This window comes from Haloplanus salinarum, from assembly GCF_024498175.1.
Lineage (GTDB): Archaea > Halobacteriota > Halobacteria > Halobacteriales > Haloferacaceae > Haloplanus > Haloplanus salinarum.
Genome location: NZ_CP101823.1, coordinates 2,523,297 through 2,540,808 on the forward strand (window position 1 = coordinate 2,523,297; position 17,512 = coordinate 2,540,808).

A 17,512-nucleotide genomic window follows, 5' to 3' on the forward strand; every position below is an offset into this window, starting at 1 on the left:
CGGCTCGCCGAACCCGCCGTGAACCGCCCGAACGCGTTCGGTTCCGTCGTCGGGGAGGGTCGGTGTTTCGGACACGATTCCCATCCCCACGTCGTTCATATTAATTATACGGGAACCGTTCACACGGCAGACACGATCGGCGTCCGAATCCCCCGAAAGGGGGCCCCGGACCGCGAGGCTACCAGTCGGCGAAGACCGTCTCTCCGCCCGCCCGCTCGATGTAGTCGCGTTGCATCCGCTCGATGGCGTCGGGGAGGGTAGCGCCGTCGTCGACCGCCTCGCGCACGCGAGCCTTCTTCCACGTGCTCGGGACGGTCCCGTCGCGGCGGCGTTCGATGGGGGCGAGGGTGGCGTCGGCGACGTCGGGAGCGAGGCCGGCGTCCCGGAGGCCGCGGCGGGCGTACGCGAACAGTTCGTCGTAGACGGTCTCGGGATCCGCGGTCCGGTCGCCGTCGGCGGTCACCCAGGCGAGGTCCGCGTCCGGACCGTCGTCGACGACGTCGTAGAAGCAGTCGCGGGCCGCCGTCCACGGCAACTCGGTCAGAGAGTGGTTCGCGACGCCCAGTCCCCGGAGCAGGCCGACGACGAGGACCTGGGTGGCCACGGTGTCACGCACCGTCGGCTGCGTGGGGAGCGGGCGGTACTCGATGCGAAGCGACGCGCCGTCCGGCTCCGTGCCGACGGGTTGGCCGCCGACGACGCCCCGGACCCACCGCCAGTGGACGCCGCGCTTGTGGTCGTACTCCCGGAGTGTCGACCGGTACGGGCTGGCGTCCGGGTCCGCGTCGTCGTCCGCGAGCACCGGCGCGTACGTCTCGTCGGCGGCGACGCGGTCGACCACGTCCGTCGCCCGCTCCAGATCCTCGGGAAACCGGACCTTCCCCTCGCCGCGCGGCGCGTCGGCGTTGATGCTCCCCTCGAAGACCGGGATCCGGAGTTCGTGGGGCGTGGCGTCGATCACCGCGGGGTCGTCGTCGTAACAGTCCGCGGGGAGGAAGGGGGCGTTGCTCGTCAGCGAGAGCACCGGCCCCATCGTCCGGATGGCGAGGTTGAAATAGCGGGGGAAGGCGTCGGTATCGGGGATCTGGAGGTGTGGCTGGATCGACGTCGCGAGCGACTCCATGAGGATGGTCGGGTACGCCAGGGAGGCGCCGGGGACGTCGAGCGTGATCGTCCCGCCGCTTCGCTCCAGGATCTCGTTGTCGAGGGCGACGTATCGGGGGTGGTGACGCATGTTCTCGGCGACGACGACGCCCTCGCGCTCCTCGATCGCACCGAGGTAGGCGTCGGTCCCCTCGGCCGGCGGAATCGTCCACATGGCGTCGAGGACGGGCGCGAGGTCGACGTCGTCGAGCGCCGCGGCCGCCGCGTCGACGTTCGCCCGGATCCGGTCGGCCTGGTCGGCGATCCCCGCGGCGTCGAAGGTCGTCGCCGCCGAGTTCACCTCGAAGTTGTGAACGCCGAGTTCCTTCCCGCAGTCGGCCCGGTCGAAGACCGCCTCGGGCACCCGCGCGAGTCGACGCGCGTCGTCGACGACGTACCCTTCGAGTTCCATCCCGACCGCGAACTCGTCGGTGTCGAGTCGGCCCGATCGGATGTCCGCCCGGATGCGCTCGGCCTGCTCGCGGACCCGTCGCTCGAACGTCGCCCGCGTCTCGGGATCGGTCGACTCCGCCACGGCGCCGACGAGCGACGAATCGCCATCCATCAGGCCGATCCCTCGTCGTCCTCGCTGTCCCGCAACTCGTCGAGTTCGGCCTCGATCTCGTCGTCGGCGACGTCCACATCGGCCGAACCTTCCGACTCGCCGCCACTCTCGCCCAGTTCGCTCTTGAGCGTCTCCAGTTCCGCGTCCACCTCGCTTTCCGTCCGGCCGGCCGACAGCTGGCGGTCGATCTCGTCCTCGTCCGAGAGGGCGTCCTCGAAGGCCCCCGACTCTTGGAGTTCGTCCATCGCGGCCGAGCGGGCCTCCATGTCGTCGGTCCGCTCCTCGGCGCGCTCAAGCGCCCGGCTCACGTCGCTCATCTCGTCGCCGACGCCGCTCATGGCCTCCGAGACGCGGGTCGACGCCTCCGCGGCCTCGTAGCGGGCCTTCATCGTCTCCTTTTTCGTCCGGAACTCCTCGATCCGGCTCTGCAGATCGTTTTTCTTCTCGACCAGGTCGTCCTGTGTCGACTGGAGGTCCGCGATCTGTGTCTCCAGCTCCTCGATCTGACTCATCTTCTCTTTCTTTTTCTCCAGGGCCCGCCGCGCCAGGTCGTCGCGGTCCTGTTGGACGGCCTCGCGTGCCTGTTCGTTGTGTTTCTCGACGTTCTCCTCCAGCCGCCGTTTCTGTATCTCGAGGCGCTTTTTCTGGGTCGTCAGATCCGCGATCCCCTGTTTGACCTGCTGTAACTCGTCGCGCATCCGCTCGTAGGAGTAATCGAGCGTCTCCGTCGGGTCCTCGGCCCGATTCAGGAGGGCGTTGAGCTTCGACCGGACGACGTAGGAGGCCCGCGAGAGTATTCCCATACCCCCCGTTCGGGGCGCGAGCCTTAAAATCTCACCCGCCGAGCGGAGGAGTTGAGGCGCTGGACCGCTTACGCCGGTCCGTGCCGACCGAACGCGTCCACCTCCCCGGCGGTCGAGCGGGACGAGCGAGCCTGGACACCGACACGGACGCCGACGCCCTCGTCGTCGCCTGCCCCCCACATCCCCGGCACGGCGGCGACCGTCACGACGCCCGCCTCGGGGCCGTGAGCGACGCGCTCCCCGACCGGATCGACTGCCTACGCTTCGACTACGGCCCCTGGGACGGGGGTCGGGGCGAACGCGACGACGCCCGGACGGCTCACGCCTGGGCCGCCGACCGCTACGATCGGATCGGCCTCTTCGGCTACAGTTTCGGCGGCGGCGTCGCCCTCCTGACCGCCGCCGAGACGTCCACCGCCGTCGCCGCCCTCTCGCCGGTCGCGGAACTGGACGATGGAAGCGACGTCGTCGCCACCGTCCCCCGGATCGACGCCCCGCTGTGGGTGGGATACGGCGCCCGGGACGACACCGTCGACGCCGCGGCCGTCGCCGACGCGGCCACGGGCGGGAGCACCGTCGAGCGGTTCCCGGCCGATCACTTCTTCGTCGGGCAGGAACGGAACGTGGGCGAGCGGGTGGCCGCCTTCTTCGCCGACGTCGTGTAGCCCGACCGACGGTTCTTTGGGTCGGGGACCGTAGGCCGTCGCGTGTCACCGACGCGTCGCACCCGACGGGACGTACTGGGACTGCTCGCGACCGCGGTCGGGGGAGCGGCCGGCTGTGCCGGCGGCGGGAGCGACGGCGGCAGCGAATCGCCGTCGGACACCGGAACGACGACGGAAACGGCCACCGCCGCGGCGGCCGACCGCGACCTCCGGGAGGCGAACGTCGTGGACGTGACCGTCGAGTCGACGGCGGAGGGATACCGGTTCGACGTGACGCTCCACCACGACGACGCCGGCGAGGACGGGTACGCGAACTGGTGGCAGGTCGAGACGCTCGACGGCGACCGACTCGGCCGCCGCGATCTCGCACACCCCCACGGCACCCGGCCGTTCACGCGCTCGGCCACCGTCTCGGTGCCCGAGGGGACGGCCTGCGTCGTCGTCCGGGGGCACGACCGGACCCACGGCTACGGGGGGCGGGCGATGGTGGTGGACGTCGGGACGGGGGTGACCGAGGCCGTCCCGCAGGGACCGGAGCGGGAGTCGACGGTCGGCCGCGCGTGTCCGAACGGGTAGGCTACTCCTCGTCGGTGCCGCTCGTCCGCTCCTGCCGGGACAGTTTGAGGTACGCGGCGAACCCGAGGATGGTGGCCGGCCAGAGGCCGACGAACTGACCGCGCTGTTCGTCGCCGCGCACGTAGTAGTAGTAGAGCGCGAGGGCGACCGAGCCGATGGAGGCCAACCCTGCGGGTCCGAGGCCGCTCGCTTCGAGTTCGTCCGCCAGTGCGTTCGTCGAGTCTTCGTCGGTTGCTTGACTCACGTACACTAGTTGATCCACATACACATATACTGTCGGACTGGGTCGACGGGCCCTGACGGACGCGAGGCGGACTCAGTTGTACTCACGCCAGCGGTAGCCACAGCTCTTGCACTTGAAAAAGCGCGTCGGCGGTTCGTCGGCGGCGCCGGTTTGTTTGATCGTGTACCACGCCTCGCCGTGGCCACACTCGTCGCAGGTCACGTCGGTGGCCGTCGGTTTCCCCTCGAAGTTGGCGCCCTCCTCGGTTTCGATCAACTCGTCGTCGCTCTGGGCCTCGGTGGAGACGAACTCGGCGGCGCGTTCCTCGTCGCGTTCGCTGGTGGCGCCACAGGAGGTACAGACCATCTCGCCGTCGCGGGTGACCATCATCGACCCGCAGTCGTCGCAGAACTGCATACCGGCGGTAGCGGGTCCGTCCACAAAGGTCCGCTCATTCGAGGGGCGCGGAGTCGCGGTCCTCGGCGACGATGGGGCAGTTCCGGACGCGGAAGCTGTCGGCGTCGACCACCTCGACGATAGTCGTCCCCTCGTGGGTGCAGGCCACCGCCGGCGGGTCGGTGAAGTGGGGGCACCGCTGGCAGAACTTCCGCTTCGGAACGACGGCCTCCGCGTCCTCGGTCTCGTCGCCGGACGTCGTCTCGGGGTCGGCGCCGACCCCCACACCCATCCGCTCCTCCGGATCGGCTTCGTCCTCGTCGAACGCCGCCCAGACGGCCTCCTCGTCGAGTTCCGGCACCTCGACCGACTCGAACGGGTCGTCGATGGGGTCGAGGTCGACATCGTCCTCCGCCTCGCGGGTCGCCCGCCGCTCGCGGACCTCGCGGACGAGGTCGTCGAGCGGCGCGTCGTCGCCGGCCTCCGTCCCCGTGTCGTCGTCGCCATCGTCAGTCACCGTCCACACCCCCGTCGCCGGCGTCGGCGTCGGATTCGAGCAGATCGGCGGCGTCGTCGGGCACCGCCCGGTCGTCGGTCCCGTCGGTCAGCGCGGGTCGGTCGCCGGTGGCCAGCGTGGCGCTGGCGAAGAAGCCGGTGGCCGGTTCGAAGTCGACGTAGGTGGCCTCGCAGTGGGGACACCGGGGACGGGAGAGCAGTCCGAGGTCGACGGTCGCGCCGCAGTCGGCACAGGCGGCCGTGCGGGCGCCGTGACGGTTGGCGGCCGTCCGCAGTTCGTCGACGGCCGTCCGGTCGTGCTCGGCGGCGGTGACGCGCTGGAGCTCCGAGCGCACGTCGACGACGGCGCCGGCCAGGCGGGTGACCTTCCGGTCGAGGTCGTCGGTCACGTCGGTCAGATGTTCCAGGATCTCCTCGTAGTTCTCGAAGCCGCGGTCGAGCCGCTGGTCGAGGTTCTCGACCCGATCCTCGGTCGTCTCGGCGGTGCGGCGGGCCGCGTCGATCCGCTCGTCGAGGCCCGGATGCCCGTGGTCGCGGGAGGCCTTGGCGTCGGTCTCGCGTTTGACCTGGATCACTCGCTCGCGGACGTCCTGAATCTTCGTGTCCAAGTCGTCCTCGACGGCGGCGACGCGGTCGTCGAGGTCCGCGATCCGGTCGGACAGCTCGGCGACTCGCTCGGGGTCGACGTCGAGCGGATCGGAAGCAAGGGGTGTGTCGGCGTCGGCTTCGGCGTCGAGCGCCCGATAGATCGTCACGGCGCGGGCGAGAATCGTCTCGGGGGTTGCGTCGCGCTCGGCCGCCTTGCGTTCGATCCAGTCCCGGAGTTCGTCCGGGAAGGTCTCCGACTGCTCCCCTGCCATTGTACGTGCCTAGTCGGGTGGCGGCTTAAGTATCGGTCGGCCTAACGGATCTTCCGGACGCCGCTCACGTCGAATCCGGCCTCGTGAACCTCCGTCTCGAAGCGGATGACGTTCTCCTCCTCGAGTCGGGAGAGAACACCCCGGAACTCCTTGACGAACATCGTCCGAGTGCGCTGTGACCCGCCGCTCTCCCACTCGAACTGCACGGTTCCGGAGGCGGCGTCCATCAGGTGGCCGAGCTCCGTCGGCCCGAGCGTCTGCCGCTGGACCAGCAGGAGGATGAGCCCGCCCCAGTCGTACGCCGCCTTCTGGATCCCCTTCATGAGCAGGGCGATGTCGCTCCAGGTCATTTCGTCGCTGACGGCGGCGACGAGGTCGGTGATGGAGTCGACGAGAACGAGGTTGCCGGGCGCGTGCTCGCCCAAGTAGTCGGCGAGCGCGCTCAGCGCGCTCTCCAGGCGCTCCCGGGTCGCCAAGTCGCTCACCGACTGGGCCTCGCCGGCGTACCACTCCCGGGGGATGGGACTCAACTGGAAATACTCCGGCGAGAGGTCGCGGAAGTGGATGTGTTCGACCGCCGAGCGGACGAGGTCCTCGTCCATCGTGTAGGTGAGTTCCTTGGCGAGGTGCTCACGGCCGGCGGTGAAGGAGATGTAGTGGATTTCGGGCGGGGGCTCGGCGGGCGCCTCCACGTCGCCGTAGTGGAGTTCGAACGCCTCGCGGTCGCCGTGGTAGAGGCCGTTCATCGCGGCGCTGGTGTGGAGGAACTCGCGGGCGCCCGCACCCGCCTCCCCGGTCAGGAGGACGACGCTCCCCGGCGGCGCACCCCCGCCGATGATCGAGTCGAGCCGGGAGATTCCGAAGGGTACCCGAGCCATGGCCACCGTTGGTCCGGTCGGGGGTTAGTCGTTGCGGCGCCTCTCCCGGCGACCGGGGGCGACCGAGAACGTTTATTTTGGTACGTGAGAAGTTTCGGCTATGCGAGGTGTTCTCGGCGAGAAGCGAGCCGTCTCGGCGGTCATCGGATTGGTTTTGCTGGTCGCCGTCGCCGTGGTCCTCAGCGCGACCGTCACGGGATACGTCCTCAGCGAAGGCAGCGACGTTCCGCCGCCGTCGCCGAGGATCAGCGTCTCGCATACGACGGTCGACGACGGGGGCGACGCGACGGTCGCGGTGACACTCGAGGACGGCGACGCGGTCAGAACCAACCGGCTCTACGTGATCGGGTCGAAGCCGCTAGATATCGGCGGCCCACCGGGCGATTCACAGTCGGCAGACGAGGCGTACGCGAGCGACCGGGAGAACGTTATCGAATCGTCAGGAGGTCGTCCGCCACAGGTCGGGATCGGCGAGACGTGGGAGGCCGGCGAGACCGTCTATCTGGACCCGAAGGGGGACGCCGACGGCGTGCGGGTTCGCATCTACTGGAACACCCAGCCGATCCAGGGGGTGAACCCGGGAACCGTCACGGGTGACGACGCGTACCAACTCGCCGAGTTCACCGTCTCGACGACCTGAGCCCACCCCCGGAGGCACGTTGGGGCCGGTATCAGTCGGCGCCCCGGTTTCGTCCCTCGACGACGAGGACGCGTCCGTCCACGCCCGCAGCGTCGAGGGCCGCCCGGCCCGCCGCCCGCGCCGCCGCGGCCCGGTCGGCGTCGGTCACGCCGTACACCGACGGTCCCCACGAGGACTGCCCGGCGCCGTACACCGCGGGGTCGTCGTCGAGGGCGGCGACGAGTTCGCCGGCCGGCGGCCGATACACCCCGCCCTGTTCGTCCGCGTACCAGGAGCCGTTGAGGCGACCGACCGCCGCGACGGCGGCGCCGAACCGTTCGGCCGACCCCTCGGTGATCGCCGGCAGTACCCGTCGGAGGACGACGCCCGCGAGGCGGTCACTCGGCTCCGGCGACGCCGACTCGACCGCCGAGCGCATGCTCCGATCCTCGGCGTCGCCGCTCGGACCCGCGGGGGCCTCGGGCACGACGACCAGGAACCGCCAGTCCTCGGGGATCGGATGCCGGGCGGCGACCGGCGGGACCGACCACTGGCCGACCGCCGGCCGGTCCGTGGTGAACCGCGCGGTCGGGTGGCCGGCGTCGAGGACGAAGCCGCCGTCCTCGAAAGTGGCGACGCCGACGCCCGACCGCCCGCCGCGGCCCAGATCCGGCGCGCACGCCCGGACGTCGGCGTGGCGATCGTGGGCGCGGGCGACGGCGACGAGCGTCGCGAGCGCGAACTGCGTCCCGCTACCCAGGCCGACGTGTCGGGGGAACGCGCTCTCGACGGTCACGTCGGCTCCGGCGACGCCGAGGAGGTCGACCGCCCGCTCGGCGTACTTCCGGACGGTCGGGTGATCGCAGTCGACGGCGTCGGCCGGCGACGCGGTGACAGTCACCGACGGGCGGTCGAGGGCGACGCCGAGGCTCCCGTAGAGGCGCTCCCGTGCGAGGCTCAGGTTACAGAACCCGAAGTGGAGCCGGGCGTGGGCGGTGACGCTCGTGCGTGACATGGCTGACTCACCGGACGAGCCGGCGGCTCATCCGGAGCCGGGCATCGGACAGAGGCTGGCGGTGAACACCGCCACCTCGTTCGCCTCGTTTCTGGCGCCGTGGCTCACGCCGCGCTCGTGGTGGACGACACCCGGCGCCGCGATCGCCTCCTCGTCGTCGCCCTGCATCACCGTCACGGTTCCACGGAGCACGTGAAAGACGTTCGTACTATCGGAGTGGTCGTGAGCGTCGAGTTCCGCGCCGGGGCCGAGTGCGAAGGCTTTCACCAGCACGTCGTCGCCGACGACGAGTTCGGCGGTCAGCACCTCTTCGGGGTCCGGATCGAGCGTCTCGAGTCGGTCGAGGGTCATGGTCGAGGGTTGTACGGCGGCGTCTTAACGGTGCGGCTTCGACGATTCTATTGACGGTGGTGTTACGTGTGCGCGGTCTGAATGAGACGCATGCACGATCAGATCGTGGTCGGATACGTCGACTACGACACGACCGTACCGGCGCGAATCGACCGCCGGAACGCTCACATCACGGTCGACCACGTCACTCGGGCAAGGGATTGCCTCGATCGGCTGTCCAGCGCCGGCTACGACTGTCTGGTCTCCGCCTACGACCTGCCCGGAATCGATGGACTCGAACTGCTCGACACCGTCCGCGAGGAGCACCCCACGCTGCCGTTCGTACTGTGTACCGACAGGGGGAGTGAAGCGGTAGCGAGCCGCGCCATCTCCGCCGACGTCTCGGAGTACGTTCGGGCGGACGAGGTGTCGGACCGGGCCGCCGCAGTGGCGGCGGCGGTCGAGGAGCGAGTCACCGAACACGGTCGCCGACGAGAGCCCGACCCGGGCGGGGAGCATCTCTCCCTGTTTTTCGAGGAGTCGCCGCTGGGCGCGGTACAGTGGGACGAGGAGTTCCGGTTCGAACGGGTCAACGGGGCCGCCGAGGAGATACTGGGCTACTCGGAGGCGGAACTGCGGGGCCGATCCTGGGAGACGATCGTCGCCGACACCGATCGGGAACGGGTCGCCGAAGCGGTCGCCGGGCTCCTCGAGAAGGATGGCGGCACTCGAATCAGGAATCGGAACGTTCGCAAGGACGGCACGCGAATCACGTGCGAGTGGTACAACCGTGCCGTCACCGACGAGGACGGTGACGTCCGGAGTGTCTTCTCGAAGTTCGAGGACGTCACGGAGCGAAAGCGGCACAGAGAGGAGCTTCAGCGCTACGAAACCATCGTCGAGGCGCTGAACGACGCCGTCTACGCCCTCGACGAGACGGGCCGCTTCACCTACGTCAACGACGCGTTCGCCGACCTGGTCGGCTACGACCAAGAGACCATCCTCGGGAGTACGCCACAGCTCATCAAGGGACCGGAGGCAGTCGAACGCGCAGAGCGGAACCTGGCCCGTCTGCTCTCCACCGACGGTCCGGACGAAATCACGTTCGAGATCGACGTCCAACCCCGCGAAGGGGATCCGATCGTCTGTGAGGACCACATGGGCGTGCTTCCGTACGACGGGGAGGCATTCGAAGGGTCGGTTGGGACGCTTCGGGATGTCACCGCACGGCGGGAACGCTCGCGGGAGCTACGGTGGCTCAGGCGCGTCGTCGAGAGTGCAGTCCATGCGGTCTACGTTACGAAACCGGACGGGACGATCACGTACGTCAACAGCGCGTTCGAGGAGCTGACTGGATATACGCGAGCGGAAGCCGTCGGGCAGACGCCGGCGATCCTGAATTCGGGGACCCACGACGAGGCGTACTTCGAACGCCTCTGGGAGACGGTCCGGAACGGGGAGGTCTGGGAGGAGGAGATCGTCGACGAGCGGAAAGGCGGCGGCCAGTATGTCGCCCGGCAGTACATCGTCCCCGTAGCCGGTCCGTCCGGAGAGATCGAACGATTCGCCGCCTTTCAGGTCGACATCTCGAATCGGAAGGAGCGGGAACGACATCTGGATCGGCTCGACCGCATGCTCCGACACAACCTGCGTAACGACCTGAACGTGATCCGGGGGTGCGCCGAGAACATCGCGTCCCGGGCCGACGGCGAGGAATCGGCCACCGCCGGGCGGGTCGTTCAAAGGGTCGACGAGATCCTGGATATGTCTCAAAAAGGACGAACGGTAGCGACCATGCTGTCCGAGGATCGAGACCGCCGGAGCGTCGATATCGCGTCGACGGTTCGGGACGTTGCGGAGCGGGTCAACAGCTCATACCCCGCCGCGACGGTCGAATTCGACACCCCCTCCCGTCTCGTCGCGGTCGCGACGAGACGGATCGAACTGGCGGTCGAGGAACTCGTAACCAACGCCATCGTTCACGGCGACGGGAGCGACAGCGAGGTCGCGGTGCGTGTCGAAGCCGGTGAGGATCGAGTGCGGATCGAGGTCGAAGACGGGAACGATCCGCTCCCGGAGATGGAGGCCCGATTACTGGTCGACGGTGAGGAGCTCGGCCCACTGTATCACGGGACCGGACTCGGGCTATGGATGGTGTATCTGGTCGTGAACCGATCCGGCGGAGCCGTCACCACCGAGGAGAGTGATCGCGGTGGAAACTGCATCCGCATCCAACTCGAGCGTGACGGCATGTGACCGCGATCCGACTGCGGGCCACCGAAGCGGCAACTGCGGCTATCAGGCTAGCTCCTCGGCGACCATCTCGACGCCGAACAGCGTCGGATCCATCGCGAGGTCCGTCTGCCCGCGGGCGAACTCCGGCAGGGAGTCGTGGCTGTAGACGACGACCCGAACGTCGGGGTTGCGGTCCTTGGCGACGGCGATGGCCGTCGCCTCGTCGAGGTCCGTGAGGACGAACAGGTCGGCGTCCGCCAGGCCGGCGTCGTCGAGGACGGCGGCGGTGAGGACACCCTCGACGCGCGATACCTCGATCCCCTCCCCCTCCAGTGCGGTGCCGAGGCCGTCGTCGTCCGGCCCGGCGAGGATGGCTTTGGTCATTCGTACTCGATGGTCGCCGGGGGTTTGTGCGTCACGTCGTAGACGACCCGGGCGACGTCGTCGTTCTCGCCGGTGATGCGGCTCTGAATCCGTTGTAGGGTCTCCCACGGGAGGTCCTGGGCGCGGGCAGTCATGCCGTCGCGGCTCTCGACCGACCGGACGGCGACCACCCAGCCGTGGACCCGGTTGTCGCCCTTGACGCCGGTCGCCTTGCCGATGACGGCCGCGAAGGCCTGCCAGGGGTCGTGTTCCGCGACCTCCTCCTCGACGATGTGACACGCCTCGCGGGCCACGTTCAGTTTCTCCTCGGTCACCTCGCCGAGGATGCGGACGGCGAGTCCCGGCCCGGGGAAGGGCATCCGTTCCGAGACCACTTCCTCGAGGTCGAGGGCGCGGGCCACCTCCCGCACCTCGTCCTTGTAGAGGTCGCGGACGGGTTCGACGATGCCCTCGAAATCGATCACGTCGGGCAGGCCGCCGACGTTGTGGTGGGACTTGATGTTGCCCTCGCTCTCGATGCGGTCGGGGTAGATCGTCCCCTGGACGAGGTAGTCGGCGTCGGCCTCCCGGGCCTCGCGTTCGAACTCGCGGATGAACCCTTCGCCGATGGCGTGGCGCTTCTCCTCGGGGTCGGTCACGCCTTCGAGGGCGTCGAGGAAGCGGTCCTGTGCCTCGACGATCCGCAGGCTGTCCATGAAGGAGAACGTCTCCCGGATACCCTCGGTCTCGCCTTTCCGCATCAGCCCGGTGTCGACGTAGACGGGCGTGAGACGGTCGCCGATGGCGCGGTAGGCCAGCGCGGCCGCGACCGAGGAGTCGACGCCGCCGGAGAGCGCGATGATGGCGTTCGCGTCGCCGATCTCGGACTCGATCTCCGCGGTCGCCTCCTCGATGAACTCGTCGACGTCGACCATCAGGCCTCCACCTCCCGTTCCTCGGCGACGCGGTCGAGGACGGCGTCGACGAGGCCGACGAACGGCGGACTCGCGCGGTCGGGGCGGGACCGGAACTCGGGGTGGAACTGCGTCCCGAGGAAGTACGGATGGTCGTCGAGTTCGACGATCTCCATCCGGTTGCCCGCACGCCCGGAGAAGGTGAGGGCGCCGGCTTCGAGGTCGTCGATGTACTCGGGATTGACCTCGTAGCGGTGCCGATGGCGCTCGGTGCAGGCCTCGACGTCGTACACCTCGTGGGCGAGCGTCCCCGGATCGATATCGGTCTCGTGGGCGCCGAGGCGCATCGTCCCGCCCAGGTCCTCGAGGTCGTACTGCTCGGGCAGGAGGTCGATCACCGGGTAGGGCGTCTCCTCGTCGATTTCGGCGGAGTGGGCGCCCTCCAGCCCGAGGACGTTCCGGGCGTACTCGACGACGGCCATCTGGAAGCCCAGACAGAGTCCGAGGAAGGGCACGTCGTTCTCGCGGGCGTAGCGGATCGCCTCGATCTTCCCCTCGGTGCCGCGGGAGCCGAAGCCCCCGGGGACGACCACCGCGTCGGCCTCGTGGAGGCGCTCGGCGTGGTGATCGTGCATCTCGTCGGCGTCGACCCAGAGCACGTCCACGTCGACCTGCCTCTCGATGCCGGCGTGTTTCAGCGCCTCGTGGATGGACATGTACGCGTCCTCGAGGGCGTACTTGCCGACGAGGGCGACCTGAATCTCGCCCGTCCGCTCCCGGGTGACGAGTTCGCGCCACCGGCTGTCGCGCTCCTCGGGCGGGAGTGCCTCGTCGGCGATATGCAACCGCTCCATCACGTACTCGTCCAGTCCCTCCTCCTCGACCATCAGGGGGACGTGGTAGATGTCCTCGACGTCCGGGTTCGAGAAGACGGCGTCGGTGGGGACGTCACAGAACAGCGCGATCTTCTCTTTGGTCTCCGGGTCGAGGCGGTCCTCGCACCGACCGACCAGGACGTCGGGCTGGAGGCCGATCGAGCGCAGTTCCTTCACGCTGTGCTGGGTCGGCTTGGTCTTCTGCTCGCCGTTTTTCGAGTACGGGACGAGCGTCACGTGGGTGAACAGGACGTCCTCGTCGTCCTCCTCGTGGGAGAACTGTCGGAGGGCTTCGAGGTAGGGCATCCCCTCGATGTCGCCGACGGTCCCCCCGACCTCCACGAGACACACGTCGGTCCCCTCGGCGGCCTCGCGGATGCGTCGCTTGATGTCGTCGGTGATGTGGGGGATGATCTGGACCGTGTTGCCCAGGTAGTCGCCCGCGCGCTCCTTCTCGATGACGTGCTTGTACGTCTTCCCCGTCGTGACGTTGTGGTCGAAGGTCATGTCGGTCCCGAGGAAGCGCTCGTAGTTCCCCAGATCGAGGTCGACCTCGCCCCCGTCTTTCAGCACGTACACCTCCCCGTGCTGGTAGGGGTTCATCGTCCCCGCGTCCACGTTGAGGTACGGGTCGATCTTTACCGCGGTCACGTCGAAGCCCGCGTTCGACAGGAGGCGGCCGGTGCTGGCGGCCGTAATCCCCTTGCCGAGCCCGGACATGACACCTCCCGTTACGAAAACGAACTTCCGACCCAGTTCCGGGTCGTACCCTGTCTCGGGTTCGGTCGGCATACCGACCGTGCGCGAGCGCGCATGAAAATCGTTTCGCCTGGGCCGGCGGCGTGGGGGCGAATCGCACGCACGGACCGGCAGGCGGACGCTCCCGTATTTTCGGCCGACGGCGGCCGTGGCCGGGTACTTCGTCATGCTTTTCACTTCCCGCGCCAAGGTTCGAACATGAGCGCGGACGACAAGTATCCCGAGGAGAGCGGCCGGCGACGGTTCGTGAAAGGGGTCGTCGGCGGTTCGGCGCTCGCCGGCGTCGGCGCCGTCGGGACGGTCACCGTCAACAGCGCGACCGCCTCGCCGGGGTCCGGTGGGGGGACGACCAAGGCGTGGGCCATCCAGAACACCGCCGGCCCGGCACCCCGAGGGATGCCACAGATCCCGCTGGAGGTCGACGACGAGGGTTACGTCAAGGGCATCTGGCCCGACGTCGAGACGGTCAACCAGGGCGGGCGACAGGTCCAAGTCGCGGAGATGGACCTCGGCGGCTCGACGTACACCTCGGAGTGGTTCCAATACTGCGGCGTCGAGGGGTACCAGGGCATCCAGCCCGGCTACGAGAGCGACAACTACTTTCGCTCGGATTCGGCGCCGCCGTACGACTGGCAGTCCTCGAGCAAGGAACAGGGCGACCGCTTCCACGTCGACGACTTCGACGACTACACCGAGTGGGGCAACGGCATCGGGACCGCGGGCGTCGGCAAGCCCGCGACCGGGACGTGGCGATCACAGGACGCCGAGGACGTGATCCCCGTCCAGGTGCTCCGGAGTCCGCGCATCGAGGAGGCCGCCCAGAACGACGAGTGGCTCCAGGCGAGCACCGACCAGGGCTTCATCGCCTGGCTCAACAAGTGCACCCACTTCTGCTGTGTGCCGGGATACAAGCAGTCCGACAGCGCGGCGCGCTTCGGCGGCGCCGACGGCGTCTACTGTCAGTGTCACCAGTCGGTCTACGATCCCTTCTCCATCGTCCAGACGCTGTTCACCGCGCGGCCGCGGCCCGACTAAGCGCCGCCGCTCACCGGCGGGAACAGCGCGAGTTCGTCGCCCTCGACGAGCGTCGTTTCGAGTCCTTCGTCCGCGTCGACGTTCTCGCCGTTGCGGAGGACGTTGATGTGATCGGCGACCGCACCGGAGTCGTCGAGGACCCTGTCGCGAAGCCCCGGTCGCGTCTCGAACAGTTCGTCGAGTGCGTCGCCGACCGTCGCACCCGGCCCGACGTCGACGCGAATCTCTCGGTCCCCGGCCACCTCCGCGAGATCCGCGAACAGCTTCCACTGCATGGGCGTCACTCGCGCCCCGTCGGGCAAGAGGATTACGTCTCGGTCGGGGATGCGTCCGGGGAACTCCGGGCCTCCAGTCGACGGAAGGTCTCCGGCCGGCTCACGAGGTAGACCTCGTCCCCCGGCGCGAGGGGCCGATCCCGAGCGAGCGTGTCGATCCCGCCGTCGACGGCCTTGACCGCGACGACGGTGGCGTCGAGGCCGTCGACGGGCCGGCCAACCAGGTCACTCCCCGCGTCGACCGTGACGACGTACATCGTCTCCTCGGCCGCCCGCAGGAGGGAGGCGAACTCCCGTTCGGCCTGGGGTTCCGAGGGGAGCGTCACCAGCCGGTAGGTGGTCGTGGCGTCGAGGCGGGTGGCGTCCTCCTCGTCGACGGCGAGGGTCGCGACGTCGTCGACGTGAGCCCGCAGCTCCGCCGTCAACAGCCGCTTGGGTTCCGGATCCGTGCGCCACACCTGCACGCGGTCGCCGGGGCTGGCGGCGTTGGCGGGGTCGGCCCGGACCGCGACGGCGACGGTTCCCGGCGCGAGCGTCGGGCCGATGCCCGTCGCCCGGCTCCCGAGCGCGAGATACTCGACGGTGCCGTCGGCCGACAGCTCCACGTCGACGTGTCCCACGTCGTAGTCGTCCTGCAGGCGGGTGCCGAGTCGGGCCTCCAGGTCGGCGACCGTCAGCCGCCGGGGGAAGATGAGCGTCTTGCCCGCGAGCGTCTCCTTGATCGTCGGCGAGACGGGATCGTACCCCTCCAGGTCGGCGATAGCGTCCGGGTCGTCCGGCAGAGTCACGTCGGTGATGCGGCTCATCGAGCGGACGATACGGCTCACCTCCACGTCGAGTTCGCGGACGCCCGCGACGGCGAAGACGTCGGTGGCGATCCGGTCGCCGACGAGACGGCCCACGGGCGCGGCGGCCGCCCCCACGGCGAGCGCGAGGACGTTGAACACCACGACCGAGGGCGAGAAGACGGACGTCTCGCCGCGTAGGAGGTCGGAGAACGCGCCGACGGTGTTGAGATAGAGGGCGACCACCGAGAGCCCCAGCAGGACCGACAGCCAGGTCGGCAGGCGGAGTTTCGTATACCACCGGTAGCCGAGCGCCGCGGCGCCGGCGAGGAGGGCGGCACCGACGCCGAAGGCCAGCAGCCGGGAGACGGTCTCCACTAGCTCCGGCTCCACCGCCGGGACCGACACCTGAAGCGGCGTCACGCGACCGCCTCCCGGAACGCCGCGAGTGCGTCGGGTTTCCCGACGACGAACAGGTCGTCGCCGACCGCGACCGGGTGTGAGCCGCGGGGCGCGAACCGCCAGTCCCCCTCGTGACGGACGGCGAGGACGGTCACGCCGTAGGTGTCCCGCACCGCCGCTTCGCCGATGGTCCGGCCCGCGACCGGCCCGTCGTCGCCGACCGTGACCTTCCGGATGCGGTCGCCCGCCTGCCGGAGCAGGCTGAGGAGTTCGTACTCGCGGCGAGTGCCGCGAGAGCGGACGAGGAGGTGGTCGACGGTCGACGCGAGCAGCGACTCCGTGCCGGCGGCGTCGACGGCGACCGTCAGCCGGCCGTCGCCGCCGTCGGCGACGGGGAGGGTGGGAGCGAGTGACGGCGCGGCGGCGCCGTCGGGCGTGGCGGCCGCGTCGGTGAGGGGGGGTCCGGCCACCGCCCCGGCGGCCGCGTCGCGGGCGCGGTCGCTCCGCAGGCTCACGACGCTCCCCCGGTAGGTCCGGTCGGGCGTCACGACCGACGCCTCGTCGCCACGGGCCGTGCCGGTCGGCAGGAGCCCGGGGACGGAGACGGCGCGCTTGCCCGGGGGGATGCGTTTCGAGAGGCCGCCGAGCGGGGGCGCGACGCTTACCGTCGCCCGCGCCCGCTCGTCGAGAGTCACGGCCACGTCCGCGAGGTCGAACTCCGTTCGGAGGCGGTCGGTCACCCGCGTCTCCAGTTCGACGACGGGGACGTCGGCGGGGAAGGCCGCCGACCACTCGCGGAGTTCGCGTCTGAGTTCGGTCGGGACGGGCGGATACCCCTCCATGTCGCCGACCTCGCCGGAGACGGTGACGCGAACCTGCCCTCGACCGCCGGCGAGTTCGATGACGTCCGTCGAGAGGGTACGCTCGGTCAGCTTGCGAAGCGACAGCTTCCGGGGGAACTCCGCGCCCATCTTGTCGCCGGCGTTGTGCGCGTACAGCGAGATCATCAGGACGACGACGACGGCGACGGTCAGCCGGACCTGGTTCGCCGACTGGGTGAACGTCGGGTCGTTCAGCGCCAGCAACCCGCCGTTGACGCCGGCGATGGCCACCGCGAGGACGACCACACCGAAAGCGGGGACGGTGACCCCGGTCACGTACTTGAAGATGAAGCCGAAGGTCCACGAGACGAGAGCCGGGACGATGCCGGTCAGTACCCCGAGGTAGATGCCGAAGAGAACCTCGACGGGGAACGATGCCATGGTCGGGACTCGACGGCG

20 protein-coding genes are annotated in these 17,512 nt (G+C 69.4%); 5 read left to right on the top strand and 15 right to left on the bottom strand.

The features are described from left to right. Positions 1–178: 178 nt before the first annotated feature. Both NO364_RS13185 and NO364_RS13190 read right to left on the bottom strand, forming a co-directional pair. Entirely contained in the window at positions 179–1,708 is a 1,530-nt protein-coding gene (locus NO364_RS13185; protein WP_257627761.1) for a glutamate-cysteine ligase family protein, read from the bottom strand. Then, positions 1,708–2,511: a PspA/IM30 family protein gene (locus tag NO364_RS13190; RefSeq protein WP_157690439.1), complete on the bottom strand. Its 804-nt coding sequence runs from the start codon at positions 2,509–2,511 to the stop codon at positions 1,708–1,710. The genes NO364_RS13185 and NO364_RS13190 overlap by 1 nt, the downstream gene beginning before the upstream one ends. Before the next feature lie 80 nt (positions 2,512–2,591). Between NO364_RS13190 and NO364_RS13195 the strand changes: the two genes are divergently transcribed. Together NO364_RS13195 and NO364_RS13200 are read left to right on the top strand one after the other, a co-directional pair. Next, the gene (locus NO364_RS13195) at positions 2,592–3,176 is read left to right on the top strand and encodes a dienelactone hydrolase family protein (RefSeq protein WP_257627762.1); all 585 of its coding nucleotides are present in this window, start codon (positions 2,592–2,594) and stop codon (positions 3,174–3,176) included. Between the two features lie 42 nt (positions 3,177–3,218). After that, positions 3,219–3,752 carry a hypothetical protein gene (locus tag NO364_RS13200; RefSeq protein ID WP_257627763.1) on the top strand — a complete coding sequence of 178 codons (534 nt, stop codon included), beginning with the start codon at positions 3,219–3,221 and terminating at the stop codon, positions 3,750–3,752. Between the two features lies 1 nt (position 3,753). On the opposite strand, the gene NO364_RS13205 is transcribed toward NO364_RS13200, so the two are convergent. From NO364_RS13205 to NO364_RS13225, 5 genes are all read right to left on the bottom strand, one after another. Further along, on the bottom strand, positions 3,754–3,960 hold the full coding sequence (locus NO364_RS13205) for a hypothetical protein (protein ID WP_157691247.1): 207 nt from the start codon (positions 3,958–3,960) through the stop codon (positions 3,754–3,756). Between the two features lie 108 nt (positions 3,961–4,068). After that, positions 4,069–4,392 (bottom strand): transcription factor S, encoded by a 324-nt coding sequence (locus NO364_RS13210; RefSeq protein WP_157690436.1) that lies wholly within the window; start codon positions 4,390–4,392, stop codon positions 4,069–4,071. A gap of 34 nt (positions 4,393–4,426) precedes the next feature. Further along, positions 4,427–4,888 (bottom strand): DUF8135 domain-containing protein, encoded by a 462-nt coding sequence (locus tag NO364_RS13215; RefSeq protein ID WP_257627764.1) that lies wholly within the window; start codon positions 4,886–4,888, stop codon positions 4,427–4,429. Then, positions 4,881–5,747 (bottom strand): hypothetical protein, encoded by an 867-nt coding sequence (locus tag NO364_RS13220; protein ID WP_157690434.1) that lies wholly within the window; start codon positions 5,745–5,747, stop codon positions 4,881–4,883. Before NO364_RS13220 ends, NO364_RS13215 begins: the two co-directional genes overlap by 8 nt. Before the next feature lie 41 nt (positions 5,748–5,788). After that, positions 5,789–6,625 carry an RAD55 family ATPase gene (locus NO364_RS13225; protein WP_157690433.1) on the bottom strand — a complete coding sequence of 279 codons (837 nt, stop codon included), beginning with the start codon at positions 6,623–6,625 and terminating at the stop codon, positions 5,789–5,791. A 100-nt stretch (positions 6,626–6,725) separates the two neighbouring features. Here NO364_RS13225 and NO364_RS13230 point away from each other — a divergent pair, with 100 nt between their 5' ends. After that, the gene (locus tag NO364_RS13230; protein ID WP_157690432.1) at positions 6,726–7,265 is read left to right on the top strand and encodes a type IV pilin domain-containing protein; all 540 of its coding nucleotides are present in this window, start codon (positions 6,726–6,728) and stop codon (positions 7,263–7,265) included. 31 nt (positions 7,266–7,296) lie between these two features. Here the strand turns inward: NO364_RS13230 and NO364_RS13235 are convergent, their stop codons facing one another. Continuing rightward, positions 7,297–8,259 (bottom strand): beta-ribofuranosylaminobenzene 5'-phosphate synthase family protein, encoded by a 963-nt coding sequence (locus NO364_RS13235; RefSeq protein WP_157690431.1) that lies wholly within the window; start codon positions 8,257–8,259, stop codon positions 7,297–7,299. 27 nt (positions 8,260–8,286) lie between these two features. Next, positions 8,287–8,610, bottom strand: a complete 324-nt coding sequence (locus tag NO364_RS13240; protein ID WP_157690430.1) for a cupin domain-containing protein — start codon at positions 8,608–8,610, stop codon at positions 8,287–8,289. Between the two features lie 90 nt (positions 8,611–8,700). On the opposite strand from NO364_RS13240, the gene NO364_RS13245 reads away from it, so the two are divergent. Beyond that, the gene (locus NO364_RS13245; RefSeq protein ID WP_257627765.1) at positions 8,701–10,845 is read left to right on the top strand and encodes a PAS domain-containing protein; all 2,145 of its coding nucleotides are present in this window, start codon (positions 8,701–8,703) and stop codon (positions 10,843–10,845) included. Between the two features lie 42 nt (positions 10,846–10,887). On the opposite strand, the gene NO364_RS13250 is transcribed toward NO364_RS13245, so the two are convergent. The 3 genes from NO364_RS13250 to pyrG are packed head-to-tail and all read right to left on the bottom strand — an operon-like array spanning position 10,888 to position 13,768. Continuing rightward, entirely contained in the window at positions 10,888–11,208 is a 321-nt protein-coding gene (locus tag NO364_RS13250) for a DUF7126 family protein (protein ID WP_157690428.1), read from the bottom strand. Beyond that, positions 11,205–12,122: a glutamine-hydrolyzing GMP synthase gene (gene guaA / locus NO364_RS13255; protein WP_157690427.1), complete on the bottom strand. Its 918-nt coding sequence runs from the start codon at positions 12,120–12,122 to the stop codon at positions 11,205–11,207. The genes NO364_RS13250 and guaA overlap by 4 nt, the downstream gene beginning before the upstream one ends. Further along, positions 12,122–13,768, bottom strand: a complete 1,647-nt coding sequence (gene pyrG / locus NO364_RS13260; RefSeq protein WP_157690426.1) for a glutamine hydrolyzing CTP synthase — start codon at positions 13,766–13,768, stop codon at positions 12,122–12,124. Before pyrG ends, guaA begins: the two co-directional genes overlap by 1 nt. Positions 13,769–13,933: 165 nt before the next feature. On the opposite strand from pyrG, the gene NO364_RS13265 reads away from it, so the two are divergent. Beyond that, a complete protein-coding gene (locus NO364_RS13265; RefSeq protein ID WP_257627766.1) occupies positions 13,934–14,770 on the top strand; it encodes a Rieske (2Fe-2S) protein in 837 nt (278 codons plus the stop codon). On the opposite strand, the gene NO364_RS13270 is transcribed toward NO364_RS13265, so the two are convergent. Genes NO364_RS13270 through NO364_RS13280 form a run of 3 tightly spaced genes read right to left on the bottom strand, consistent with a single transcriptional unit; the run spans position 14,767 to position 17,494 of the window. Next, complete coding sequence (locus tag NO364_RS13270; protein ID WP_157690424.1) at positions 14,767–15,045, bottom strand: ubiquitin-like small modifier protein 1; 279 nt, start codon at positions 15,043–15,045, stop codon at positions 14,767–14,769. The two genes, NO364_RS13265 and NO364_RS13270, sit on opposite strands and share 4 nt — an antisense overlap. A 32-nt stretch (positions 15,046–15,077) precedes the next feature. Further along, a complete protein-coding gene (locus NO364_RS13275; protein ID WP_157690423.1) occupies positions 15,078–16,253 on the bottom strand; it encodes a DUF8167 domain-containing protein in 1,176 nt (391 codons plus the stop codon). Continuing rightward, a complete protein-coding gene (locus NO364_RS13280) occupies positions 16,250–17,494 on the bottom strand; it encodes a potassium channel family protein (protein ID WP_257627767.1) in 1,245 nt (414 codons plus the stop codon). The genes NO364_RS13275 and NO364_RS13280 overlap by 4 nt, the downstream gene beginning before the upstream one ends. Positions 17,495–17,512: the final 18 nt, after the last annotated feature.